This is a genomic window from Haloplanus rubicundus, assembly GCF_003342675.1.
In the GTDB taxonomy this organism is placed as follows: domain Archaea; phylum Halobacteriota; class Halobacteria; order Halobacteriales; family Haloferacaceae; genus Haloplanus; species Haloplanus rubicundus.
Map to the genome: position 1 here is coordinate 1,191,781 of NZ_CP031148.1, position 24,874 is coordinate 1,216,654.

Genomic DNA, 24,874 nt, shown 5'->3' on the forward strand with positions numbered 1-24,874 from the left:
TGACTGCGGTAGTGCTTGCGCCCCCTGTTTCTGGGTATACCTCTGCTACGCTTGAGCCGAAATCTCAGCATACATCAAAAATACAGAAAGAAAAAACAGACTTCATAAAAAACGAACCACATGTGCGATATGATTCAGAAAATGCAAAAAATAGACGTGACAGAAATATTAGTGACGAAAGTATAGAAGAGGACAATAGGACTCTTCCACCTGCTCCGATTCCTCCCCGGAACGGAACAAAAAATGCGACTGACAATGGAAGCGGTGTTCATTCATACAATCTAAGAACAAACCAAACCGACCGTGAATCGCAGAATAATACCACTCTATTCCGAACGGGATCAACTAACAATTCAACACGATATGCAGGGGCAGATTTCGGGGCAGCAACTGTCAACAATTCCGGCGAGAATGAGGCCAATTTACAACCAAAAGACGCTAGTACAGCTCCTGACGGCGTCAGAAATTTGATTAGAAACACCCAAAAATATCCTTGGAGTGGGATAGTTTTACTCCGTATTGATGCTGATGGCAATGGTATATATGATTATTTTTGTTCTGGATCACTAGTTGACGATAATCACGTACTGACAGCAGGCCACTGCGCGTATCTATACGGCGAACAAGGAAACTCCATTGGATGGGCAAAGGATATTGTTGTTATACCGGGTGCGAACTCCCCCGATCAATATAAACAACCGTTTGGGATTGCAAAAGTTGAATACGCGCAGACATATTCTGAATGGAGTAATAATCGTGATTACAGATACGATATGGCGCTATTAACGCTTGACCGGGATATCGGCGATCTAACGGGCGGATTTGGTTATACAACAGCTGATGCAAACAGTAGTGTGTACCGCACTTCCGCTCACGCAACGGGGTTCCCGGCGGTTCCGCCATCTAACTCCATCCCAAGCCTAACTATGTGGGATCATGTTGATTCTGGAGCGGGGGTGACCTATTGTAGGGTCTCTCAGTCATGTTTAGGCCATGAATATTGGATGATCACTACTGCGGGTCAAAGCGGGGGCCCTGTATGGCAGTATAGAGAGCTGAACAATTCAACCGATGGTGCTTATATTCTATCGATCATCAGCCACGGTTTCATAAGTCCAAACAGACCCAACGTTGGGACCCGCATTACTCACGACCGATTTGATGACCTCGGCTCTTGGATTAAACGGGGTAATGAAATAATCAAAGTAGACAATAGACCAGAGTTGGCTGTTTTGGACCCTATCGAATCCGACAATATAGATGTCAAAGGATATTCGCCGTCAACAATCACAGCTGGCAATGATATATTAAAACTACGACAAGTGGTTAAAAATAAAGGCCCAAAAACAACAGGATGCTTTGCGGTCTCATTTCGCGTTTCATCTGATTCTGAAATCACAGCTGATGATCCTGAATTAGCCAATGCTACGGTCTGCTCGCTCGCTCCTAATCAACGTGTAACGGTATCTGCGAACGTGTCCGTTGATCGTCCATCAGGAGATTACTACGTCGGCGTGATTGTAGATCCAGATGACGAAATTAATGAGTATGATTTATATGAAAATGTCCAGATATACGATGAACAATTAACTATTGAACAAGGTAAAAGGGAATCCATTCACGGTTTAGTTTATGATGAGAATGGAACTCCGATTGAAGAGGCTGAAATAAAGGCGGTAAATTTGGATACAGGAGAGACAGTAGCTCGAACGGAGACGGGATCAGAGGGAGAATATACAATTGAGGTCGCAGCTAATAACGAATATCAAATAGAAGCAACCGCAGATGGATACGACCGTAGTTCCGCCATCGTCAATGTCTCTAAGAATAAAACAAGTTCTGCCAACCTTGTTCTCACAGAGATCTCAGAAGCTGGTCTTCCCACGAAGCCGGGCGAGCCTGATTTTGTTGACGTATTACAAGTGATTGATGCTTATAATACTGGAAGGACATACAATGGTGTCCAGGTGGAGTTTATCGATGTCTTGGAAGTGATTGCAGCATATAATGCTGGGTAAGCCGTACCGGCGTTAGTAGATTAACAGTAGGTATCAGGCGGGGTGTCTCCAGTTGCCTTGATAGCAACAGCTAAGATTGATTGCCGCATGTATATGCTTGACTGGTAGCGCGGTACCCATTCACTCGGGAATGGGCGATTCGTATCCCCCCTCTTTAGGGGATTTCTAGCATCACAGAGTACATCTCGCACAGAGGGGTGTGTAGCGACAGCTATCGTATCACGGAAATGGAGGGCTGGGGTTGAGTGATCGAACAGGCCGCGGATGGGGTGGGAAGCGGCCTATAGGCCGGGATTCGGGGTGCCGTAGCGGGGCAACCTGGACTCAGACCGCCGCTACAATAAATGCGCGTCAGACATACGTCAGCGTGCAGTCGAAACGGAGCGGAATTCAGCTACACTTCGATAGTGGCGATACTGTAGTAACACGCAAACGTGGAAGAAGGCTTGATTGAACAGACCGCGTGCGGGAACCAGTGGTGTCGGCTGCTCCGAATGCATGTGCCCGTAACCGGGCACGGGTGGTATACCAGTCAGTATTCTAAAACCCCGTCAGATAGGCGTCAGCCTACAGTCAGAACAGGGGTGGTCTACACTTCGGGGGTGAGGAAGTAATGATGCGTGTCTGTGCGTTCATATCTCTACATCAGACTTTTGCGCTTCGTCAGCTGTCTCGACTGCTCCTTCACCTCGCGGATCCCGCCGATGTTGAAAACCACGTCTGCCTCGTCGTCAGTATCGGTTCCGATAGTTTGACATGGATGTTCACGTCGAATCGCTTGACGAGTGCATACAATCAGCCACTAACTGCAACGGCCCTGAGGCATTTTCTTCAGCCTTCGTTTTGGCTGTCTCTCCTTCTCAGCCGGAGGAAATAACAGCTAGTTATTGTTTCCCCACGAAAGCGATACGGTTTTGACTGGAGATCGTGATTCCGCGGACGCCTTAGCCCCGAAGTTACGATCTACTGATCACGTCCCTCATTATATGCCTGGATTACTTGCAATACGTCCTGAAAGCTCACCTCCACGCCATTATACTGACTACCAGCTTGGTACGCTTTGATCACACCTAAGACATCCCGGAAGGAAGGCTCTCCGGGTTCCGTCGGAAGCTGATTGTCAGTTGATGTCGAAGGCTCTGAGACAGAGTAACCATCAGATGGGATGTCCTGAATCTGTTCCTCGGCTGCTATCTGGGTACTCTGCTCATCAGATCTGACGGCAACTGTGTACGTATCAGTCGGCTCTGCATCCGATTCCGGCTCTACTTCAACGTGATATGATCCCGGAATCTGATCCTGGATAAAAATCAACTCTTCCGTTGAGTCAGTCCCCTCAAGCTGTAGTTCACTATACGATGAATTCGGGATTTCGCTACGGTTCGGGCCAACAGTGCGTCCCTCTGGATCGGTAACAGTCGTGTTGACTGGTGAAGCCGTAAGTGAAAGCATCGGCGTTCGTATTGTAGTTACATTAGCAAGGGCCTCGATTGATTCAGTATATGTGTCAACAATATCTGTGATAAGGTTAGAAGTCGGTCTTTCAACTTTCAAGTCAGTCTCAAACTGTTCCTTATCAGTAGCTTTCCACTCATCCACGCGGGCGAGAATCTTATTCAAGGCTTTGTCAAATTTCTCTGCAGCTGCTTGATTATCTCCGTCTTTGAGTTTTGTGGCAGCCTTCTCGAATTGGCCGGCTGCGTCCTCATAAGCTGTCTTATACGTATTGCTAGCCGAGAATTCCTCAATCGCCCCCGATATCAGAAGCGATTCCCTGTAACCCCTCCAATACTCTCGCAAATCGAATAATGCCGAGAGGGCATCTTGATAATCTTTCCCAGCTAATTCATATGTTATCTTAGCAATGGATTTATACATATTCATCGCATCAACAAAGGCCTCTTCATACTGCTCTCTCTCGCTAAACATCGCGGCTGTCCGTGTGGCGGCAGTGGACATTTTAGTTAAAGTGTCTGGACTGCCGATTATCGGCACTTCAACCGAGAGAGATGCTACTTCTTGACCATCTGCATGGAATGGAATTGAGAAAGTAGCATCAGAGCCCAGTCGTTCAAACGCTTTAGTCGCATCTAATTTGAGAGTTACTGGCACAGTCTCACCAGCTGGGATCGCAAATGGCGGTACATTCGACTCAAATTTCTCCACAATCCAAGAGTCCTGTATGAAGGAAGTTTCTTCGGTGACCTTAGGAGAGATTGTTACCTCACTCTCGCCAGTATTTGTAATTGTGAATTTCTTTTTCGGCTGTGAGCCAACAAGAGTGGCCCCAAACTGCAGTGAATCACGATCAAGTGAGATCTCGGGTGTCGGAGTGCCGGACGAATCCGACTTAGCGGCTTTGAAATGGTGGCCGAGGGTGCCAAGATTAACTCGTGTCCCACTACTTGCCCCTGAAACGCCTGCGTTGAGTGCATAGACGGACCCGTCATTACTTCCGACATAGACGGTACCATCAACAACTGTCGGGGACGATTCAATCACGTCACCAGTTTCAAACTGCCACTGTGTGACTTGATCAAGTGATTTCGCGTCCGGGTCAAAGGCGTAGATCATTCCATCGCCGTCTCCGATATAGATGACACCGTCAGCAACTGTCGGAGAGGACATGAGTGGATTACTCGTCTTATCAGGAGCAATCGGTGTCCTGTCGCCAGTCTCAGTGTCAAGTTCAAACAAGGTTCCGAACGAATAATCTGCGGCATATACAGAGCCGTCAGTTACAGTCGGGGACGTATACACCGAAGAATCCATGTCCGTCTTCCACTTTTGAGAACCATCAGTAATCGCATAGAAATTTCGATCGTAGCTTCCGACGTACACAGTTCCATTAGCGACTGTTGGTGATGAGATAACTGAGTGGCCTGTCGAAAATCTCCACTGTTCAGTACCTTCTGCAGCATCAATGGCATAGACATGATTATCACTACTCCCGATATAGACAGTCCCGTCAACGACGGTCGGAGACGAATCAACTACTCCACCAGTTGAAAATGGAGTCTCCCACTGTTCACTCCCATCTGAAGCAGATAATGCATAGACATTTTTATCCCCACTTCCGATGTAAATGGTCCCCCCAGCGACTGTTGGTGACGAATTTATATCATGTCCGGTTTCAAATTTCCATTTCTGTGTGCCATCTTCGGTATTTATTGCAAAAACAGTACCAGCCTCACTGGCAATACAGACCGTATCCTCTACGACAGCTGGAGATGAGTAAATCGGTCCACCAGTATTAAATTGCCACCGCTCGGTCCCATCAGCGGCGTCTAGTGCGTATAATTTCTCATCGTCACTACCAACGTAGACAACACCATCAACAACCGTTGGTGAACTCTGAACGGCACCATCCGTAGAAAATGTCCACTCTCTGCTTCCGCCGTCGGCCGATCCACTTTGAGCACTTGACAATCCAGCAGTTCCGACCACCGCACTCGCCCCCGCGAATTTCAATAAAGTTCGGCGTCCAAGACTTGAGATCGAGGATGTATTAGTCATAATATCACATTTTTTACCTTTTTGACCTTTCGAATTATCATCTAACATCGTGTCGACATGCTGTACTTCGTTACCGAAATAAATATGGTGATTAGTTAGTATTCTCTGACATGTATGTCGAGTAATTGCTTAAATCTCGTGGAGTTATAAGGAATGAATCTACGAGTTTGTATAGAATATGTTTGCTTAACCACCCAGCGTCGCATTTTTCCCCTGGCGGATACTTCTCCGAGAAGCGGATCAGCCAGCCAGAGATACGGGATTCTCAAAAATCGGCAGCGAGAGTGAGTCCCCACCAAAGGTACGGGCCTGTGCGCTCACAGTTGCTCCATCAGCTCTTCGCGTTTCTTCAGTCGACGCGACTGTTCCTGGACTTCGCGGATACCATCGATGTTGAAATCAACGCCCGAGTCGTCACCACTCTCGTCGAGCGTAATCACGCGGCGCTTCGCGAGTTGATTCGCCGCCCGAAAGATGTGACTCCGAGAACTGACGTCGGGGAACTCCTCGATATCGCCGAATGTCACCACCTCGTCGGCCGATAGAATCTTCGCGATGATCGCCTTTACGTAGCGTTCGGAGGTCATCTCGGCATCCTTCGCAGCCGCGATCTGCTTGCGGACAGCCTCGTCGTCGACGAAGGCCTCGTAGTCCGTTGGCACGATTACGCTGTCGGCCTCCTCAATCTTCTCGCGCAGGCATTCGTTTTCGGGTCAGTCCGCTCGTGGGGCATCCTGCAGCCAACCCCCGGAGATCTGCTTCTTCGTCTCCGATTTCGCCGTTGGCACCCACGTCGATATCGAACGTCTCTGCGAGTGTGTTGAAATGGTCGAAATCGTAATTTGGATAGCATATGAGTAACGTGACAGAATTGACTGTAGATTAGCGCTGTAGTGAGTCACTCAGCGTTATACGCGCTGATCACCTCCAAAACGTCTCTGAAGCTGACTTTGACGCCATTATATCTCCCGTCAACATTATAGGCTCGAATCACACCCAACACGTCTCGGAAGGTCGGTTCACCAGGATCAGTCGGTAATTCACTACCACGCCCCTCTGAGATAGTTCCTTCCTCATCAGGATTTTCAGGAATAGTCGCAGTCAGCATCTGTGTTTCATCTTCGGTGATCTCTCTGATGACTTGCTTATCGATTTGTCCTCCGTCTTTGATTGAGCTCTTGATGTTGAGCATGTAATCCCCGGTTCCTATCCCCTCCACTTCTATCTCGTAGTCACCTGCAGGTGCCTCCGACAGATAGACGATTTCTGAAGGTGGTATTTCATCAACGGGCTCATCCGGGTGTGCGAGTTGAGTTCCATCGGGCGCTGTTGCATTGATACGAACCGGTGAGTTCGCCCAGATAATCATATATCCGCCGAGAATATTTTCTAGAACGTTTTCCAGATAATCACCCCATAATTTAGATGTGAAGATAACCGCCCCTCGAAAGTCTGTCCGTCTTGGTCCGACAAGCGCGAACCGTTGATAACGAAAAATATAGCCTTTGCCGTCGTTGTTTACAAGTGGCATATCTGTCGGTTGTGATATGTCTATCTCAAGACGCTGTGAATTTGTCGTATAGTAGTCTGCCTCATAGTTCGGATCATAGACATCAATATATGCTGTATCGGCGGATTCCAGCGATTCTCCTTCAACCTCGACATTGTAGCCAACAAGTTGGTGTAAGTAGCTGTCATCCGGAGATGTTGAAGGACTTGATCCGATTCCAATAAGTGCGGTACCATTTTGTTTGATGGCCGAGCGAATCGCCTCAATTTCTTTTTCAGCGTCATATGCTGTTTCGTTTTGTGACGAGTTGGGAGACAGGAATTGTTTCATCTCCACTGCTGTGTTGGAGTTGAGCGCATGTGACCGATGGAGTTCGTCAATCTCACCTCCGATGTCAGCGTACTCCCCTGTGGGCCGCGGGATATCGGCAGCGGCAGAGATTTCTGCTGGCAGCGTATCGGGAACTCCATTCTCGAAGTACTGTTGAGCGGCGAGGCACATTCCAAAGCAATGGCCATCTGAATAGACATTTTCTGGTCCCTGTCGAAGCGTTTCATAGAGTGCATCAGCAATTTGTGTGGCAATAGAAGCGGGGAGCGGGAGCGAGGTGTTCTGTTTCAGTTCAGGAAGCCATTCCTGCTCAAATTGAGTGTTGAAGGTATCTTCAGCGATTGTCTCATGGTTATGTGGTGGATTAAACTCCCCCTCACCAGACCAGTTTTGAAATCCGAACCCGTGGATAGCTGGATCGAAGTCTGAGAGAGGGTTGGGCGGCTCTTCTGGCGCCAGGTTTGGCCGATAAGCAACTAATTCGTTTGAGAATCCAATAATGATCTCTATCGTCCCATCGTTGTCGATATCGCCAGTCACGATATCCGACGGCTGCCGCTGGAGTGATTTCGAATCTAACGCGGTGCCATCCAAATCAATGACTGTGACAGCTTCCTCGGTTTCCACCACCAGTCGCTCTTGCTCATAGTCGGTCACACTCCGGATCGAGCTATCGATGCTGAATTCGGTCACATCTTGGCTGGCTCCATCGACAATAGCCACATCCGATCCGGTCCAAAGAACGATATCGGTAGTGTCGTCGCCAACGACATCAATCATGGTCGCCTCGGCGTCAGAGAGATCAGTGTCAGTTGTCCAGAGTTCCGATCCAGTAGCGTCTACAGCCCGTACCTCTCCAAGCGTCGTGTACGCGACTAATGCACCCGGAGACCCGTCATCCACGTCAGCAAACGTTGCTTTGAGCGGTTCGTCGGGCCCATAACGCCACTCCAACGTCGCCTCCCCACCGCTCGTATCCACGACTTGGAGGCCGCGCTTGTCATTATCGGGTGGCTGGAAGCTCAACAATTCACCCGCGCCATCGCCGTCGATATCCTTGAACCCCGTTGTGAAATCGACAGTATACTCGATCAGGTCCGCATCCTGCGCTTCCAGTTGTGATGACCCATCGTCATCCCAGACTGTTAGATAGCCCGCATTCTCGGTCGTCGACATGACCTCATCACGCCCGTCGTCGTCAAAGTCGTCGGTGTCGGACTCAGTGACCCAGCCGCCATTCTGACCACTCTGCTCTGTTGAATCCGCAGAAGGCGGCGGGATAGCGTCGCTCTGAAGGTGGAAGCGAAGCGGAAGAGCCGAATGTGACCAAACTACTCTTCCGCTTCGTTAAGCAAGCCGTGTCGCTGGCTCAAAAGCGCTGTGCCGCCAGTCCAACGGCGGTGAGTGATCCGACTGGCAACGGATTTCCCGGCTGGAAGCATGTCACGCTCCACTTTTTGCGAGTTCATATGGATGCGACGTACCGCGAGATTGTTGACTGGGCGAGTGAAATGGATCGGGTTCGTGGGCTGTTACAGCTCGCTCGAACGGCATTTCCCGCACCCTCAACGCTGTACCGGTCGTTTGAGAGGGTGCCCATGTCCGTGTGGCGCGGCTTCCTTCGTGAGTCCGCGACCATCTGCGATCCGGGCTCGCACGGTGCCATCGATGCCACATTCTTCGACCGCGAAACGGCATCGAGACACTACCAACACCGCTCGGATCGCCACATACGGACGCTCAAAACGACGGCGCTCGTCGATACAGATTCGTGTGCCATCCTCGATCTTCACTGCTCGGCACACTGGCCTCACGACACCCAAACTGGCCGTCGAGTTGCCCTTCGTAACACCGAGAAAATCGAGAGTCTCGCCGGTGACAAAGGGTATGACGACCAATCTCTCCGGGACGCCCTCCGTTCAGAGGGCGTCCGGCCCTTGCTGCGTCACCGGCTGTTCGCTGCGTACGATCACGCACACAACGCACGGTTGGACAGCGAGCTATACGGCCAGCGCTGGATGGCCGAGACTGCCTTTTCGGCCATCAAGCGTCGATTCGGCCCCGCTGTCCACCCTCGCGCTTGGTACCGCGAGTTCCGCGAACTCGTGGTGACCGCCACCGTCTCCAATCTCGAACAGGCTCTCAAACAGTGACCCCGACGCCATCATCGGATTCAACAAAGCAGACCACTCCAAAGGAAATCACCGTCGTACGTGTATGGCCGCACCCACTGTCGAGCGACCTTCGCAGCGAAAATCACCTCTGACGTGCCGTCGCCGTCGATGTCGCCTGTGGCTTTGGGCCGGACCTCCGCAGGCGATGACTCCTTCCAAACAAATGTTCCATTATCAACGATACCGAACTCACCGGGGCCGAAATCGCCATTATCACCGACTGCAACTTCCGGTGTCCCGTCATCATTAGCATCCACCGCCATTAATTCGGTTTTGTCGTGGGAGAGTGGGATCGACCACAGTTCTTCGAACCCGTCTGTGTCTGCTGTCACCGGTAGGCTGTCAAACGCAACCGAACCGAGAGCCCCAACTAAGAACCCTCGCCGTGCAAGATTGATTCGATTCTGCTGGCTAACTGACTCTTGTTCAGAATCGCCCCCGTCATCACCCTCCCCAGGCATGTGGGTTATTACCGTACCACCCCACTTAGGTGTAATTGAAGTTACGTTTCTGTTGAGAATTATATTAACATAACGTTCGTTTGAGTGCTCCCAGTACGCGAGTTACGGCAGCGGAAATCTGTCGGCACCCGTGGCACGCATCAGTATCTCCGAACAGATCGTAAATTCCCGTCAGATAGCCATCAGCGTACGGTTAAAACAAGGATTCGAATACACGTCGATAGCAGGGTGAGTAGTGGCGACGCTCACGAACGCTGGGGGGAGGGCGGGGTGACGGTTATGAGGAGACCAACTCGCGGGCGGGCGCCCAACTATGGGCATCCGGTCACAGCACTGGTGACTGTATAAATCCCCGTCAGACAGGCGTCAGCCTACAGCTGAAACAAAGGGGTAGATTTCAGACGGAGTCGATATTTCACGATATCGATCACGAATCAGGTAGAGTAATACTGCCAAGCATATCACACCGGCCAGTAAGAAACCAAGACTCATGACCATCACCCACGAGCCCCACAGGAACTTCGCGACTCTTACGCCGGCTGCGACTGCCGAGGCAGCGAGTAGGGCGACGATGACAACGCCGAATCGAAGTTCCATCGTTGCCAGATCAAGTTCACGCATGAGACCGCCACCGAAATCCCTCGTTGGTGGGTTTCTATTGTTCGCACGCCCCTGTTTCGTCCGTTCCCGTACATTTGGATCGTAAAAGGGCTGCAGTCCGAGAAACACGATTGGAAGTAGGAGCCAAAGTGATTGTAGTATCGAAAGCGCGACTTGAACGTCAGTTGGGAGCGCCATACAGCAAGCCTGTGCCGCTTCTGTTATTTTCCTGCCGAGATCCTCTCATCAGCAGGTGAAGACATGCTCTATCAGTCCGCCGCCAGTTCCGCCAGCACCTGTTCGTAGGTCTCCTTGACCGTCGCGTCGTTGACGTCGTAGTTCCCGAGCTCGTCCTCGACCTTCCCGCGGACGTTCGGGGCGATGGAGCCGTCGTTGTTCTTCCGGACGAATCCCTTGTCGATCACCCCGCTCATGTCCTCGTAGTGCGTGCCGTTCGGTTCGCCCTGGAGACCGAACGTCCGCTGCGCCCACGCCTTCTGACTGCTGAGCGTCTGGTCGTGCGCCTCGATATACTTCAGGAGGCGACACTGGCGCTCGTTCAAGTCCTCGACCATCGCCATGATCTGGCCGACAGCCTCCTGCTGGAACTCCGCCATGATCGACCCATCGACCGTCGACGATGTCAGCGACTCGGTCCCGGAGTCATCGGTTGTGGTCTCCGCCTCCGCCGGTGCAGCGAGATCGACGTCGACGTCGAACGTCTCGACGAGTGCCGCGATGTCCGACCGGCGCCCTCGAAGGCGGGCTGGAGCTCCTGGATGTTGGCCTTGAGGTCGACGATGTGCTCCTGCAGGGCATCGTTCTCCTCGGCGAGCTCGTCGCGCTCAGCTTGGACGCCGTCGAGTTCCTCCTGGATGCGGTCGCGCTCCTGCTTCAGCTCGTCGACTCAGTCCGCGTCCGACTCACCGCATTACTGCACCGTCTGTCCGCGAGCCTACGAGACTGTGTCAGTGTAGCGTATATTGTCGGGCAGATGATTCTCACAAATTTCCAACTGTGATATTTTGTCCCTCACCGTTAATACTTGAAACAAGGGATTAGTGTTTGATGGACTCGCCAGACTATCCGCATTCAGTGTCGGAGTACTTGGATAGTCAAGGTTGGAATACAACGACGAGAGAAATTCGAGAAGGTACTTACGTCATTGCAGGATCACAAGACGGGGCAGATGATTCTTCTCGAATGTTAACGCTAGTTGTTGATGAACCCGAATCCGAACTGACCACATCTCATCTGAAATACTTATTCAAGACTGCAAAGAAAAATAGCGTATCTGATATGAGGATTGCCTCGGCAGTTGAGATTACAGACACTGCCAAAGGAGCCGCAAGCGAACACGATATCAAGATCCTTAATCAAACTTTCATCGAAACTCAATCGCCCCAAGGCAGTTCAGAATCCTTGATTCAATCCTCTGAAGAAGAGGGCCATGGTGCGGATACAAAGCATTGGACCCGGAGTGCAAACTGGGTTTACGGCGGAAGAGCAGTTGGGGGTGAACTAGAACTCTATGAGACTAGGCTCGTCTTTAACCCACGTATTGTCGAAACGTCTGATTCGTTTTTTAATATGATCGGATTTATAAACAATATAGTAAAGATATTTCCAGAAGAAGTCCACAACAATGGGAGTGCTGACCAACTGACGATTCGGAAAGGAAACGTCAGTCAGGTACTGAAAGAGCCCCCTCGCCAACGCGGAATACGAGATACCCTTTATGCAGGCGGGTTACGGACACGACTCAGAGTTGAGTTACAAACGGGTGAAGAACATCTATTCATAGTGACTGATGTAGATAATGTGACAGGGGACCTCAAGAATGCATTTTCTCTCTCGACATCTCCGGAAAAAATAGAACCAAAGAACGACACCGAGAGGGACACTTCCTCAGAAGCGCCGACACATGATGAGACGAGGTATCCGATCGCGTCCGTATTTGCAGGGATGCTGCTGATCTGGGCGGGGTTTTTTTCGATCTCAGGATCTGGGAGCCCTATTGGAGATTTTCTCCTCTTCACTACCTTTGGAGCAACTGTACTGCCAAGAATAAGAAAATCAATAACCAACAGGGCTCCAGATCCAATCAAGTGGCTGTTGTCTCTCCGCACAGTCGGGATCGGACTTATCGGGATATATTCTCTCTTTGTTTTAGCAGCAATTTTCCTAATAATTGGAGAGGCAGTAAATGATCCACAGATGTCGGCCGCAACGGCAATCAGTACGTTATTGATAATGCTTGCAATTTCGGTGGGTATCGTCAAGCTTTGACATCAAATATGGCTGTTTGACTACTATTCCGGTCTTGGTCACGATCTTGACGCAGACACACCAAGCAAGCAACACACCGGCATCGGGTACAACGAGGCCGGCGTGTGGTATCGGACGCCGATGTGTGTCGATCACGGCATCGAGGACACCTTCGGCGAGGCTATCCCTGATGTCAGCACGACGATGTCGGCCAACTGCTCCTCTTCTCTCGGCTTTGAGGCCGTCGATCCATTCGTGGGCGTCCTGGAGGCGGCCGCGGAGTTCGCTATCGTCACCTGTGTCGGCAGGCACCTCGACGCCGATCACCTCCCGCGCGTCTTCGATGACGAACACCTCAGGCGTGAGTTGATGCACCTTCAGTTCGGATCAGGTTACCCCACAAATTGGGAGATAATCTATACCGTGGGGTAACTCTCAGCTTTCTGGAACCCCCTCGGGCGGTTTATGTGTCAGCGGGAATCAACCAGGACCGTGATACTCGACCGGCAAGTCCTCGATTCCACGGCCGTGCCGGATCAGGAGCTGATCGTTCATCGTGGACGGGAGCTCGAGGACTGTCGCACCGCGCTCGATCTCCTCGCTGACGCGCCGACGAACTCCTGTCTCGTCATTCACGGCCCGCCGGGGACGGGCAAGACGATGATCGCTTGCGAAGTCCTCCGCCGGCTCCGACAACAGGATGCGCTCCAGACGGCCTATGTCGACTGCTGGGAACACTACAGCGAACATCACGCCCTGTGCGAGGTCGCGAGCGCCCTGGACGTTGGTGGGATCATCCATCGGAACTCGACTCCGACTCGCGAACTGATCGACGCACTGCAGGCTACTACGGACCAACGGCGGGTGGTCGTCCTCGACGAGGCCGAGATGGTCACTGACGCCAACCTGTTCCGGACGCTTCGGGAGCGCCCCGTTTGGATGTCGTCTGTATCGTGAACGATACTGGCGAGCTCGTCGAGGATCATCCCGCCGACGTTCGGGCAACGCTCGATCTAGCGACCACGCTCGACTTTGCCACCTACTCCGTGCAGCAGTTGATCGCCATCCTCGAGGCCCGTGCGGAACACGGGATTCGGGACGGTGTTGTTCGGAAGCGCGCCATCGAGCAACTTGCCGAGGCCGTGGACGGTGACGCCCGCCTGGGGATCGCGGCACTCCAGGCGGCTGTCGAGACCGACGTCGAAGCGTCTCGGGACGTGATCTATCCCCAGGACGTCGAGCCGGCGGTGAAGAACGCCACGCGCCGACTGCACAGACAAACCTTAGACCGCCTTTCCGACCACCAGCAGCTCCTGTACGACACGATTGTCGACGCGGAGGAAATCGAGCCCGGCGCTCTCTACGACCGCTATGCAACGTCGGTTCGAGAGGCCAAATCGGAGCGGACCGTTCGCAAGTACGTGACGAAGATGGCTCACTACGGTCTCGTTGACGTCGAAGGAACCAGCAGGGATCGTCGGTATACCCTGGACCGCGGCGGCTACGTCGACCCTAGCGTGGCGTGATTACGAAGTTCGAGGAGAAAGCCTCGCCGTTCATGGCGGGGATGAATCCGACAACAGGGCCCCAACCGCCGGAATTAAGGCCCGTGACAGCGAATCGAGCGGTAAGCACAGTGGGCAAAAAATGGCGGTTGGATTGGGATCCGCCCCGATGACGAAGGCTACCACACCGTCCCCGAGAGGGCGTCTCCGAGGCCGTGGCGACACGGCAGGCAAAAAGCGACCCTCGCCCGCTTGTGCCTGCCCACCGTGGCACGAAGGACAGGCAGGCCGATGGCACGGCCCGTGCCCGGACGCAGGGAAACCTGCGACTGGGGGGCATCCCCGCCGTCTCTCCGAGACGAACGGGATGCACGGTGCAAGCGGATACCGCGTCCGAACGGACGCCGAATACGCCACACCCCTCGCGGGGCCGACGTATCGCGCACGAACCCGGTATCGCCTCGTCGAACCCCGTTCGGCAGGCGAGAAGTTGCCAACGGGGACGTGGGAGCGGCCCGCCGTCCCACGGTGGAATCCTCGCGCTTCAGCGCGGGGAGGATGTCAAGACGGCAGAGGGGAGTCCACTGACAAGCCCACGACTTCAGTCGTTGGTTACTGACGTCTCGGTTTGATCCTGATGGGCTTCACGAACAGCCCGAATCTCTCGCTGCAACACTTGATCCGCTTTCCGGCCAGAACGACGCTCACGAAGGATTGGCAAATCGAACTCTGCCTCACACTCGGGACAACGCCACGGAGGAGTTTTTTGTGTCCGTTGATACACGTCTGCTGACTGGCACTCTGGGCAAGCGGTCGTCTCACCATAGTCCTTCGTTTGCATTTCTTCACCAGTTCAGTCATCCAGCGTCTAAAGTAGTTTGTTGACTCCTTTCCGTATGATTAGAGTTTTTAATACGGAATGAACAGATGGAGATGGGTCGTCCATTCAGGCCCGATCAGACGGATTCATTCCCCCCTCCCCAACCCCACTCAATCCGTCTGTTTCTGATACTTTCCCCCTCTACGAAGATATTACACGTAGTTAGAGACGGTACAGGAGAAACCCCCCGGCTTTAGCCGTGGGATGAATCCGTACGCTCCGTGTTACAAACCACCGGACGTAACGACCCTGACTCTCAAACGTTAATAAATAATCTAGATCACATCTAATGTATGGAAGTGCGCCGGACTGTCCCCGTTACGCTTGACGTGGACAGTGACGACGATGCACTTCTCCGCAACACCGTCGACGAGTTTCTGTTCGCGGCACAATACGTGGTTGACTACGCGTTCCAAGGTGAATACGTCACCACAAGCAAAGGGCAACTCCAAGACGAAACCTACGACGATGTGTGCGACCAGACACCTCAACACGGGTCTTGTCCAGAATGCCCGGAACAAAGCTGCTGAAGCCTGTAAGAGCGTAATTGAACGGTGGAAGCAGGGCAACAAAGCGTCGAAACCGCGGATGACTTCGCCGCATGTCGTCTACGACCACCGAACCGCTACGTTCTACGACGACTACGTATCCCTCGCCACCACAGACGGTCGAATTGAAGCCGACTACGTGCTGCCAGGTGACATCCTCCTCGCCGTAAACGGCGAGGCTTCCCGTGCCGCAGGTGGGATATTTGCTGGTCTACGACACGGCCTGTTCTCTCGTGTGAAACGTCCCGCTCTCGCGGTCGAACAAGTATGTCGATGGCTGTGCCACACAGCCGTTACTCCTATCCTCGCCGTGAGGACTCGGAGTTATCTTCTGCCGCATATTCTCCGCCCCGTTACAGTCTGCGTTGGCTACCAACTCGCACGACGAGCAGACGTACAGGCCACGTTCGACACGGTTTGATTTCGTATCGTCACCACACGCTGAACACGTTTTCGAGGTGTTCCACTCGTTCTCTTTCAATACCTCAACACCCCGTATTTCTCCTTTGTATTCGAGGTGCTGGTAGATTCGGTCGAACGCCCACGAGTGTAGTTTCTTATTGCCGGTTTTGCCCCAGTCTGACTCTCGGACGCCTTCAGGCCAACTCACCGCGAGCGTGCCGACACCGCGTTCGACACACTCCGTGATGATAGCGTCCGTCAGCGTGTGGTAGTAGTGTGTCTCACGTTCAGAGAGTTTCCGACCCGCCCACATCGACTTCTCTGACGGCCCGTCTTCTCCCTCAGTGTCGTACTCAGCTCTGGTGAAGTAGTGTTTGTCTTCTTTGAGCGAGTTGCCGGGGTACAGGACGTATTCATCCGGGAATGCGACCGTGGCGATATTCTTAATTCCGAGGTCGATCCCCGCAACACCGTCGCCTGCTGTGTCAGCAGATTCGAACTCGACGTTACAGACGAAGTGGAGTTCCCATTCGTCGCCGTTCCAGACGGCCCGAACGTTCTGTACGCTGTTGACCTCCGAGAGGTCAACATCAGGTCGAGTCTGGTACTCGCAAAGCAGGAAGTCTGAGAAGTGTTCTTTCAGATTCGAGCCTTTCGAGAGTCGGACCCGATTGTTGTCAGGGTCGTGTTTGAACCCATCTTCTTTGAACGTCACCGTGGAACGTGGTCGGCTGTCGCCGTGTTTGCGGTAGCCGGGCGGATTCGCCTCACTGGAGGAGTGTCGCAGATCGAACCATGACTGGAAAGCGTCGGAAAGTTCTTCGATGACTTTCTGACTGGATTGTGCGTTCAAATCTTTCCAGCACGACTGGTTCTTCATGTACGATTTCAGCACACTACCGTTTGGGATTTCGCCGGTTGCGTCCCAGATACGGTCGGCTGTCCATCGTGCGACGTTCCAGATTTTGGAGGCGGAGTCTCCGAGCGAATCAAGACCATCACAGACCTGTTGGTGGTTCTGGATGGAACCAACGTAGGTACGTGTGGCCTTAATCGCCATACATAGACTGTCTCGATAAACTAACTTAATGGTGTGGATGTGCGTGGAATATCCAACCTGCCGTCCGTGAGGGATTGGGTCAGCGTTGTTGGATTCACTCCCGGCGTAAACGCCGGGATTCTCTCCTCGTAGAAAGATAGGAACACTGACACGCCCCATGCGGAGTACCTGTTTTCCGACGAGTACGAGACAACAGGGGCGGAGTTACACCGAAAGCACAGCGAGTGGCAACTTCACATCCACTGCAAGAAGGACGTGGAGTCCGACGTAGCAGATCAAGCAACCACCGAGAACGGAACGGTTCTTGGGGTTGATCTCGGCGTGAACAATCTGGCCGCTGCCTCAACTGGCACATTCTGGACGGGTAACGAGTTCGACCACTGGCGACAAGAATACGAGAAGCGGCGTGGTGATCTCCAAGTGTGCGGGACACGATGGGCGCACGAAAACATCCAGTCAGTCGGTCGGAAAGAAGAAGGCCGATTCAAGCAGACACTCCACCAGATCAGCAACGAGATCGTTGCGGAAGCGCGTGACTACGGGTGTTCGGTTATCGTATTCGAAGACCTCACAGACATTCGGGAGCGTACTGGCGCGTCGTGGGGTCACAAGTGGGCGTTCAACCGCCTGTACGAATACGTCGAATACAAGGCTGTAGAGTGCGGGATCGACGTAGAGCAGGTAGACCCGGAGAACACCTCTCGGCGGTGTTCCCATTGTGGGTTCACGCACCCGGACAATCGGGGTAGCGAACGCTTCAAGTGTCAGAAATGCGGGTGCGAGAACCACGCCGACTACAACGCCGCAAAGAACATTGGACTACGGTATCTTCGTCGCAACCAAACCGGGGGCGACGAAGGCGCACCCTTGGGCGTGCGCTTGAACAGCGGGACGCTGAACGTGAACGGTGAGTATGAATCACCTGCCGACGTGTCGGCCAGAACGGGAGTCCACGCTGAATCCCACCGCTTTAGCGGTGGGTAGCTCAATAATTTGATGTCGTACTGGGGTTACCCGGCGTTATACGCACTAATCACCTCCAAGACATCAATAAATTGGACGTTAACGCCGTTATACGGCCCTCCTGTGTTATAAGCGTCAATCACTTGTAAAACATCTATGAATTCCGGTTCGCCCGGTTCAGTGGGGAGACCAGTGTCTGTGATTTCTATATCCGCAGTCGTTGACGCGGAACGAGATTCATCATTAGCAGTAAGTGTCCCCGTCACATCAAAGCTAACAGTTCCTGTAGAGGCGTCCTTGGGGGCTTCGAACGTATACGTGGTAGTGACAGACTCGCCGGGTGAGATTGGAGTAAGGTAGAATCGATCCGGTTGATTCTCGCCATCACCAGCAACCTCAATCAACGAGAGCTCTCCAGGTATTGCTACCTCTAATCCGGCAGCGTCGGCCGTCATATTTCCAGTATTGGTAAGTGTAATAGTGGCTGCCACTTCATCACCCGGCCTGACGGTTTTAGGCGTGTCGGCGGAAACTGCTACATCTGCAGTACCCCCATCCGAAACCTCTATGTTTGCGGTCGTTGATGCAGAGCGAGATCCATCAGCGAACTGAAGGCTCCCCGTCACGTTGACGCCAACGATTCCCGGAGAAGCGTTTTGAGGGGTCTTGAAGGTATACGTGGTAGTGACAGAATCATCGGGCGAGAGAGAATCAAGGTAGAACCGGTCTGGTTGGTTCGTCCCGTCACCCGTAACCCCAACTACTGAGAATTCTTCAGGCACTGTTACTTCTAATGCGCCAGCGTCGGCAGTCGCACTTCCAGTATTGGTGAGTGTGACCGTGACTGTTACTTCATTACCCGGTGTGACGGGCCCTGATATATCCGTGGAGATCTCTACTTGTTCAGTAGCGTCATCTGCTTCCGTGAGAACAACATCTGCAGTTGTTGTGGTATTCTCGGCAACGTTAACAGTGGTTGAGCCGTTCTCGTACCCCTCTGCTTCAGCGTCAACCTGATATTCCTGATCAGCCTCTACTTCAATCAGATACGATCCATCTGACCCGGCGGTAGTTGTCGCAGCGGTTTCACCTGTTTGTATCGAGACGACCGTTACTTCAGCGCTGGGTATGGGATTGTCATCAGTATCTACAATATCCCCAGAAATATAACCCGACTGGAGTTCTTTCTGTTGAAGAATAATATTTGCAGTTGTTGTGGTATTCTCGGCAACGTTAACAGTGGTTGAGCCGTTCTCGTACCCCTCTGCTTCAGCGTCAACCTGATATTCTTGATCAGCCTCTACTTCAACCAGATACGACCCATCTGATCCGGCAGTAGTTGTTGCCGCGGTTTCACCTGTTTGTGTATTAATGATCTCAATGCCGGCCGCGGCGATGTCATTATTCTCAGCATCGGAAATACGACCAGAAATGAACCCTGTTGCCGTGTCTTCAGTCGCATAGAATCCGGTCTCGTCAGGAGTAGTGAGACCGGTTGTCCGCTCGTGTATGCTGGGGACTGTTTGATCGTCGGCCTCACTGATTGCGAAAGCACTTCCAGTAGGGGCGGCGACCACGATGGTAACTGTGAGCAAGAGCAGGATGACACTTCTACGACTCATGGTGACATTTATTTTTATTCGTGTTTAAAAAACTTATCAGGAAAATAAATGCTATCCAATTAACGATTCCAGGTGGCATTCGTCATAGAGATTCAAGGTGAACTCCAGTTTGAGCCGTGGGACAAGTGACACGCTTTCGGGACATACTGGGAGTCCGACAACGTCTATTGCGACGTTACACAAGCCCGATGGAACGTTCTACCTGCACGTCCGATTCCAGAAAGAGCCTAGAGCAGACATTTCGCCAGTCGAGAACAGAACAGTTCTGGGTGTCGATTGTAAGGTCAATGGCTATCTGGCGACCATCAGTACGTGGGGGTTCCTCGGGAATGTAGACTTTTTGAACCCAACCGGGACGGTACGAGCGCAAGAGCGACACCCTACACTAAGACTAGTATGCGCTCGACCCATTTCATGATCCAAGTATGGTGGCTCGTTCGGAAACTGAAGCGAAGATCACCTCCGTGGGTCGGTAGCCGAACCCCTAACGGAGGAATCCTCGCGCTTTAGCGCGGGGAGAATGTCAATTGCATCGGGCCGCCCCACAATCGTGGTCGAAGTACGCCGACACGACTGCGATGTCATCGTGGTTGAGAACTTGGAATGGATTCGAGCACGTATCTTGAACGCGAAGCGGTTCCAGCAGTGGGCGTTCAACGGACTCCAAGAACACGTCGTGTGCAAAGGAAAGGAGTCTGAGATTCTTGTTGGTGATGTACCTCCGCAGCACATCTCGCAACGGTGTAGTCATTCGGAGTGTGAATTCACCCGCGAGGACCATGGTGATGGTAACGAGTTCGAGTGGATGAAGTGCAAAAAAGAACTCCACGTGGACTACAATGCCGTTCGGAATATCGGATGGTTTCTTGTCGAGTACCGGCCCACGTCTGGTGTTGGACGCACAAACTGTCAGGTTGTGCTGAAGTCAGGGACAGTGAACGGGGGTGCTCAGATAAGCCAGTCAAACTGGGATCATCTCGACAGTCCGATTTTACTATTGTCTGCGCGGGTGCGCGCGAAGCAAGATTTCAATTGCCAACTGGCTGAGTGAGATCATCATTTTGTATGCTGTCCGTCTAACAAAGGTCTGACACAGATTTGATTGGTACGCTCTTGTGGCGTAGATTGTTGGTGAGTCACAGCACAGTTTCGAGGATGGTTTTGAGTGCTTCCTCACCCGGTTTGCGGAACACTTCTCGGCGGAGCTGAAACGCTCGGAAATACGGTGTGAGTCTGTCTTTGGAGACGCCTCGATGCGGCGAGAGCCACCGTCGCGCCAGCGACGCGTGGCTCTCGCAGGTGTTCACGTGCACGTCTCCGTCAACGTACTCGCCGTCGCCGTGGACGACGTATTCACGAGTGAATGCATCGTCCTCCTCTAGCGTGTTCGTACGCCCGAAAGCCGTCAGTATAGATGGTCAACGACTCCTGCTGGCGGTCCGCCAGCAGGAGTCGAATTTTCGATTCGGTCGCGGCTTTCGCCGGGATCACGTACCGTTCACCACTGCCTCGATCTGCGAGAACAAAGACGGGGAGCTTGTCCTCAGCGTATGTTCCACGTCCGCGCGTGGATAGGCCACGCGAGCGCGACCAGCCGTCGCGCTCGCGGCCTTTGAGTCCAGCTTTCAGGTAGAACTCGTCGATCTCAATCGGGCCTTCAAGTTGTAGCCGAGGTGCGTCCAGCGCTCGCAGAAAGCGCTGGACGCGCCGGTAGATCGTCTTGTAAGAAACGTCGATCTCTACGTCTAACTGCCTGAGACTCGTGTTGAACCGGATGTACGTGTAGACCGCGAGGAACCATTTTCTGAGTGCCACCGCAGAGTGTTCGAACACCGTGCCTGTTTGATCGTTGAACGTGCGGTCGCAATCCTTACACAGATACCGCTGAAACACCCGATAGCTGCCGTACCGAATCACAGATTCGGCACGGCAGCGTGGGCAATAGACGCCGTCACGCCAGCGAATCTGTGTCAGCAGATTCGCGGCCCGACGCTCCGAGACGAACGTCTTGATTGGGAACATCGTTCGTCGGGTGACGCGGTCGCGTCACCCTTGCCCGCTGTGACTTCCAGCTACTGCTGAGAACTGACCAACAATCCTCTACCCAAGAGCGTGATTGGTATATGAAAATTTCCTAACGTTCAGTAGATGTACTCTATGGCGTAGTTTCAGCCTTGCTAACGCTTAACACATACCCGAGTACCACAAAGAATTTATAAGCGGCGCATCACAGTTTGACCGTACCCCTACCCATGGTGTTGGGAGTGAGTACCCCCTTGCAAGGACCACTCTGCGGTAAGTGGACAATCGCACTGGGCGGAAGCTCGCTGACGCCGCTAGAAACAAACCACGATAAGACATGACAAACTCAACAAATAAATTGCGCAGCCTGTTCTTGGCCATGCTAATGGTCCTCTCAGTGGTGGGAGGATCCGTAGCATTCGCTGGGACAGCCGCTGCAAATGCGCCCGATTCAGGGGCGTATGCCGCAGGAAACGCTCCTGGTGGGGATGCTACTCCCACTACGGACACAACGACGGGGTTGACAACAAAAATCGCTGATGTTGGATTCCAGACCCCTGGTAATGTTACTCACGTTGAAGTTAATGCCAGCTATGGCAGCGATGCCAATGGCATTGACACGAGTGACATTGAGTCCGTGAGTGTCATCCTGCTGGATAACAACAACGGTACAGTCGCAGAGAGCGGTCAGGTAATCTACGACGAGGCACCAGTAAACGTCTCATTCGAAGGGACTGACGCAACAACCGGTGACGAGGTTGGTCGACTGCAGGTCCTTGCCAAGGTGAGTAGTAGTGCATCTGACGGAGATGCTATCGACGCAGGTGTGACCGTCACCGACACCGCGTCCGGCACGCAGTTCGAAGGAAACACTCCGTATGACACGGCTGGCAGTCAGACCGTTGTCATTTCGGACACCTTCGTTAGTGCCCAGGTCAAGCGAACTGGAGCCAACGGATCGACCGTTGAGGACGCTACTGTCCAGTTCGTGAATAACGATACTGGTACGATTATAGCTGAGCGCATTACCCAGTCCAGTGGCGCAACGTCGTCCGTCCGTGTCGCACCTGGTGTGAACATCCGCGCAGATGCCAACAAGGGCGGCTTCACGAAGTCCAGTTCACAGATTGCCTCCGTTCCACGGGGAGAGTCACGTGAACTGGACGTGACGATCACTCCGGAAGGAGTTGCAAAGAATATCGAAATCATCGCAGCTGACCCGGCTAGCGAGTCTGCTATCGCCAACGGAACTGACCAGGTCACCTACTACGCGCAGGTGACTGGTCAGTTCGGTGAGCAGGAGGATCAGCCACTGGATGGCTTCGATGTCAGTTCAGCCGTCGAAAACGATCCCAACACAGGTAGTGTCACTCTCTCACCTGGTACGGATACTACGCAGGAAGTGACGCTTCCGGACGGCAGCACGGCTAACGGTACTGCCGTGTTTACTGTCTCCGACAGTGAAGCTGAGCAGGTGAATGTCAGCTTTACTGTTGATGACAACACGACGGTTCAGACCTTCGCTCAGCCGTCCTTCCGTAATGAGCGTGGCGACGCGTACCTGCAGGGTGAAGTTATTGAGAACACCACTGGCTCTATAGTTGGGGGCGCAACGGTTTGGGCCGCCTACCCTGGCGAAAACCAGACCCTTGCCTACGCGGAGCAGACCCAGCCATGGCTCGTTAGTGGTGTTAACTCTGAAGGGAAGTACGTCATCGAAGATATCGTAGCGGGTGATATCAACATCTACGCCGTTGCAGACGGCTATAACCGTCTGAATCGGACTGGTGACGATGTTGGCACCTACGTGGCTGCAGACGAAACGGAAACCGTCACCGCCGGCCAGACCGAGAACCACGACCTCACGCTTGAGGAAGGTGGCCCGACACAGGAATACCGGCTTGACGTGACGGTTGACGACGGCAATAAGACAGTCGAAGCTCCTGCAGGGACTGAGGTGACGGCAACGGTCACCGTTGAACAGCGCCCTGAGGGTAGCTCCGTGTCGTACAGTGATGCTGCAAACCAAGACATCACCGTTGAAACGACCGATAATCTCCCCTTGGAACCGGATAGCCAGAATGTCACCACGGACGCTAATGGTGAAGCACAGGTGACGTTCCAAGCGGAGAATTCTGGTGAGACGAACATCACTGCTTCGACTGAGAACAGTGATGGGGACGTCTACAACACGACCGGTAGCGAAGAGGCGACTGTCTCCGTCTTCTCGACGGCTGAAATCACCGGTGACGTCGTGAACGAGGATGACGAAGAACTCGCCCGTGGCCAGGCTACGGTCGAACTGTTCATCCTCAATGAGACTAGCGAGTACGAATCGACTGGCCAAGTCTCTGAGATCGGATCCTCGGGCTCGTACGTGTTCACCAACGTTCGGTCTAATGAGCAGTACCGCATGATTGCCACGACCGACGCTGGCCTAGAAGGCCAGGCTACGACCGTCCCTAACATCCCGAGCGGGACGACAACCAACGACATCGTCGTCGTTGGTGCCGAACCGAGCCCGGCTGACTTCCAGGTCTCGAACCTCAACCCGCAGAACGTGACCGTTACGCAGGGTGACGAGATCACGGTCTCGGCAACGGTGACTAATAATGGCTCTGTCGACGACACGAAAGCGGTCGAATTCCGTGTCGGTAACAACGTCGTTGCGAGTCAGCAGGTCTCGCTGAACGTGAACGACAGCACGACCGTGACCTTCGAAAACGTCAGCACGTCGGCCCTCTCGGCTGGCACCTACACGCACGGTGTGTACACCGAGGACGACAGCCAGACGGCAACGCTGACCATCGAAAGCAGCGGTAACAACGGTGAAACGACCATCACTGACGTCTTGAACGTCATCCAGGAGTACAACAACAACAACGCTGAGCTCGGTGAAGTCCTGGAAATCATCCAAGCCTACAACGAAAACAACTAAGCAACAATAATGACAAATAAGAAACAATCAATCAGGGCGATCAGCCTGGCGGCGCTT

Annotated in this window: 17 protein-coding genes and 3 pseudogenes; 11 read left to right on the plus strand and 9 right to left on the minus strand. The window is 53.0% G+C overall.

What is annotated here, in order from left to right; all coding sequences use genetic code 11:
- Window positions 1-11 precede the first annotated feature (11 nt).
- Window positions 12-2,018, plus strand: a complete 2,007-nt coding sequence (locus tag DU484_RS19475; RefSeq protein ID WP_187347778.1) for a carboxypeptidase regulatory-like domain-containing protein — start codon at window positions 12-14, stop codon at window positions 2,016-2,018.
- A gap of 963 nt (window positions 2,019-2,981) precedes the next feature.
- Here the strand turns inward: DU484_RS19475 and DU484_RS07105 are convergent.
- The 3 genes from DU484_RS07105 to DU484_RS07115 form a co-directional block, all read right to left on the minus strand.
- Window positions 2,982-5,582 (minus strand): outer membrane protein assembly factor BamB family protein, encoded by a 2,601-nt coding sequence (locus DU484_RS07105; protein WP_114605499.1) that lies wholly within the window; start codon window positions 5,580-5,582, stop codon window positions 2,982-2,984.
- A 269-nt stretch (window positions 5,583-5,851) separates the two neighbouring features.
- Entirely contained in the window at window positions 5,852-6,196 is a 345-nt protein-coding gene (locus DU484_RS07110) for a hypothetical protein (RefSeq protein ID WP_114605500.1), read from the minus strand.
- Between the two features lie 236 nt (window positions 6,197-6,432).
- Complete coding sequence (locus tag DU484_RS07115; protein WP_114605501.1) at window positions 6,433-8,550, minus strand: hypothetical protein; 2,118 nt, start codon at window positions 8,548-8,550, stop codon at window positions 6,433-6,435.
- Between the two features lie 146 nt (window positions 8,551-8,696).
- On the opposite strand from DU484_RS07115, the gene DU484_RS07120 reads away from it, so the two are divergent.
- Window positions 8,697-9,527 (plus strand): IS5 family transposase, encoded by an 831-nt coding sequence (locus DU484_RS07120; RefSeq protein ID WP_114605502.1) that lies wholly within the window; start codon window positions 8,697-8,699, stop codon window positions 9,525-9,527.
- A gap of 20 nt (window positions 9,528-9,547) precedes the next feature.
- On the opposite strand, the gene DU484_RS19480 is transcribed toward DU484_RS07120, so the two are convergent.
- The 3 genes from DU484_RS19480 to DU484_RS07125 all read right to left on the minus strand — a co-directional run bounded on the left by DU484_RS19480 (window position 9,548) and on the right by DU484_RS07125 (window position 11,226).
- Complete coding sequence (locus DU484_RS19480) at window positions 9,548-10,009, minus strand: hypothetical protein (RefSeq protein ID WP_157969524.1); 462 nt, start codon at window positions 10,007-10,009, stop codon at window positions 9,548-9,550.
- A gap of 366 nt (window positions 10,010-10,375) precedes the next feature.
- The gene (locus DU484_RS19485; protein ID WP_157969525.1) at window positions 10,376-10,807 is read right to left on the minus strand and encodes a hypothetical protein; all 432 of its coding nucleotides are present in this window, start codon (window positions 10,805-10,807) and stop codon (window positions 10,376-10,378) included.
- 71 nt (window positions 10,808-10,878) lie between these two features.
- Window positions 10,879-11,226 carry a hypothetical protein gene (locus DU484_RS07125; protein ID WP_114605503.1) on the minus strand — a complete coding sequence of 116 codons (348 nt, stop codon included), beginning with the start codon at window positions 11,224-11,226 and terminating at the stop codon, window positions 10,879-10,881.
- A gap of 113 nt (window positions 11,227-11,339) precedes the next feature.
- On the opposite strand from DU484_RS07125, the gene DU484_RS07130 reads away from it, so the two are divergent.
- The 6 genes and pseudogenes from DU484_RS07130 to DU484_RS20705 all read left to right on the plus strand — a co-directional run.
- A complete protein-coding gene (locus DU484_RS07130) occupies window positions 11,340-11,630 on the plus strand; it encodes a hypothetical protein (protein WP_114605504.1) in 291 nt (96 codons plus the stop codon).
- A 47-nt stretch (window positions 11,631-11,677) separates the two neighbouring features.
- On the plus strand, window positions 11,678-12,898 hold the full coding sequence (locus DU484_RS19490) for a hypothetical protein (protein ID WP_157969526.1): 1,221 nt from the start codon (window positions 11,678-11,680) through the stop codon (window positions 12,896-12,898).
- A 120-nt stretch (window positions 12,899-13,018) separates the two neighbouring features.
- Entirely contained in the window at window positions 13,019-13,309 is a 291-nt protein-coding gene (locus tag DU484_RS07135) for a hypothetical protein (RefSeq protein ID WP_114605505.1), read from the plus strand.
- 60 nt (window positions 13,310-13,369) lie between these two features.
- Window positions 13,370-13,834 carry an AAA family ATPase gene (locus DU484_RS07140; protein WP_157969527.1) on the plus strand — a complete coding sequence of 155 codons (465 nt, stop codon included), beginning with the start codon at window positions 13,370-13,372 and terminating at the stop codon, window positions 13,832-13,834.
- Entirely contained in the window at window positions 13,813-14,403 is a 591-nt protein-coding gene (locus DU484_RS07145) for a Cdc6/Cdc18 family protein (protein ID WP_187347779.1), read from the plus strand. The genes DU484_RS07140 and DU484_RS07145 overlap by 22 nt, the downstream gene beginning before the upstream one ends.
- Before the next feature lie 1,152 nt (window positions 14,404-15,555).
- Window positions 15,556-15,964: pseudogene (locus tag DU484_RS20705) on the plus strand (RNA-guided endonuclease TnpB family protein); the annotation flags it as partial.
- Between the two features lie 57 nt (window positions 15,965-16,021).
- On the opposite strand, the gene DU484_RS07155 reads toward DU484_RS20705, so the two are convergent.
- On the minus strand, window positions 16,022-17,272 hold the full coding sequence (locus DU484_RS07155) for an RNA-guided endonuclease InsQ/TnpB family protein (RefSeq protein WP_114605509.1): 1,251 nt from the start codon (window positions 17,270-17,272) through the stop codon (window positions 16,022-16,024).
- Window positions 17,273-17,407: 135 nt separating this feature from the next.
- On the opposite strand from DU484_RS07155, the pseudogene DU484_RS07160 reads away from it, so the two are divergent.
- Window positions 17,408-18,256, plus strand: a pseudogene (locus tag DU484_RS07160) (RNA-guided endonuclease InsQ/TnpB family protein); the annotation flags it as partial.
- Window positions 18,257-18,282: 26 nt separating this feature from the next.
- Here the strand turns inward: DU484_RS07160 and DU484_RS07165 are convergent.
- Window positions 18,283-19,857 carry a carboxypeptidase regulatory-like domain-containing protein gene (locus DU484_RS07165; protein ID WP_114605510.1) on the minus strand — a complete coding sequence of 525 codons (1,575 nt, stop codon included), beginning with the start codon at window positions 19,855-19,857 and terminating at the stop codon, window positions 18,283-18,285.
- 520 nt (window positions 19,858-20,377) lie between these two features.
- On the opposite strand from DU484_RS07165, the gene DU484_RS20710 reads away from it, so the two are divergent.
- Window positions 20,378-20,908 carry a zinc ribbon domain-containing protein gene (locus DU484_RS20710; RefSeq protein WP_114605511.1) on the plus strand — a complete coding sequence of 177 codons (531 nt, stop codon included), beginning with the start codon at window positions 20,378-20,380 and terminating at the stop codon, window positions 20,906-20,908.
- A gap of 85 nt (window positions 20,909-20,993) precedes the next feature.
- On the opposite strand, the pseudogene DU484_RS07175 reads toward DU484_RS20710, so the two are convergent.
- A pseudogene (locus tag DU484_RS07175) lies at window positions 20,994-21,879 on the minus strand (IS1595 family transposase).
- Between the two features lie 337 nt (window positions 21,880-22,216).
- Here DU484_RS07175 and DU484_RS07180 point away from each other — a divergent pair.
- Window positions 22,217-24,817 (plus strand): surface glycoprotein, encoded by a 2,601-nt coding sequence (locus tag DU484_RS07180; RefSeq protein ID WP_114605512.1) that lies wholly within the window; start codon window positions 22,217-22,219, stop codon window positions 24,815-24,817.
- The last annotated feature ends 57 nt before the right edge of the window (window positions 24,818-24,874 follow it).

Coding starts and splice junctions, on each gene's coding strand:
- DU484_RS07155 (WP_114605509.1), bottom strand. CDS start 17,272: ATGGCGATTAAGGCCACACGTACCTACGTTGGTTCCATCCAGAACCAC.
- DU484_RS07165 (WP_114605510.1), bottom strand. CDS start 19,857: ATGAGTCGTAGAAGTGTCATCCTGCTCTTGCTCACAGTTACCATCGTG.
- DU484_RS19485 (WP_157969525.1), bottom strand. CDS start 10,807: ATGGCGCTCCCAACTGACGTTCAAGTCGCGCTTTCGATACTACAATCA.
- DU484_RS07125 (WP_114605503.1), bottom strand. CDS start 11,226: ATGGCGGAGTTCCAGCAGGAGGCTGTCGGCCAGATCATGGCGATGGTC.
- DU484_RS07115 (WP_114605501.1), bottom strand. CDS start 8,550: ATGTCGACGACCGAGAATGCGGGCTATCTAACAGTCTGGGATGACGAT.
- DU484_RS20710 (WP_114605511.1), top strand. CDS start 20,378: ATGTCAATTGCATCGGGCCGCCCCACAATCGTGGTCGAAGTACGCCGA.
- DU484_RS07180 (WP_114605512.1), top strand. CDS start 22,217: ATGACAAACTCAACAAATAAATTGCGCAGCCTGTTCTTGGCCATGCTA.
- DU484_RS19480 (WP_157969524.1), bottom strand. CDS start 10,009: ATGCCTGGGGAGGGTGATGACGGGGGCGATTCTGAACAAGAGTCAGTT.
- DU484_RS07135 (WP_114605505.1), top strand. CDS start 13,019: ATGTGTGTCGATCACGGCATCGAGGACACCTTCGGCGAGGCTATCCCT.
- DU484_RS07105 (WP_114605499.1), bottom strand. CDS start 5,582: ATGTTAGATGATAATTCGAAAGGTCAAAAAGGTAAAAAATGTGATATT.
- DU484_RS19490 (WP_157969526.1), top strand. CDS start 11,678: ATGGACTCGCCAGACTATCCGCATTCAGTGTCGGAGTACTTGGATAGT.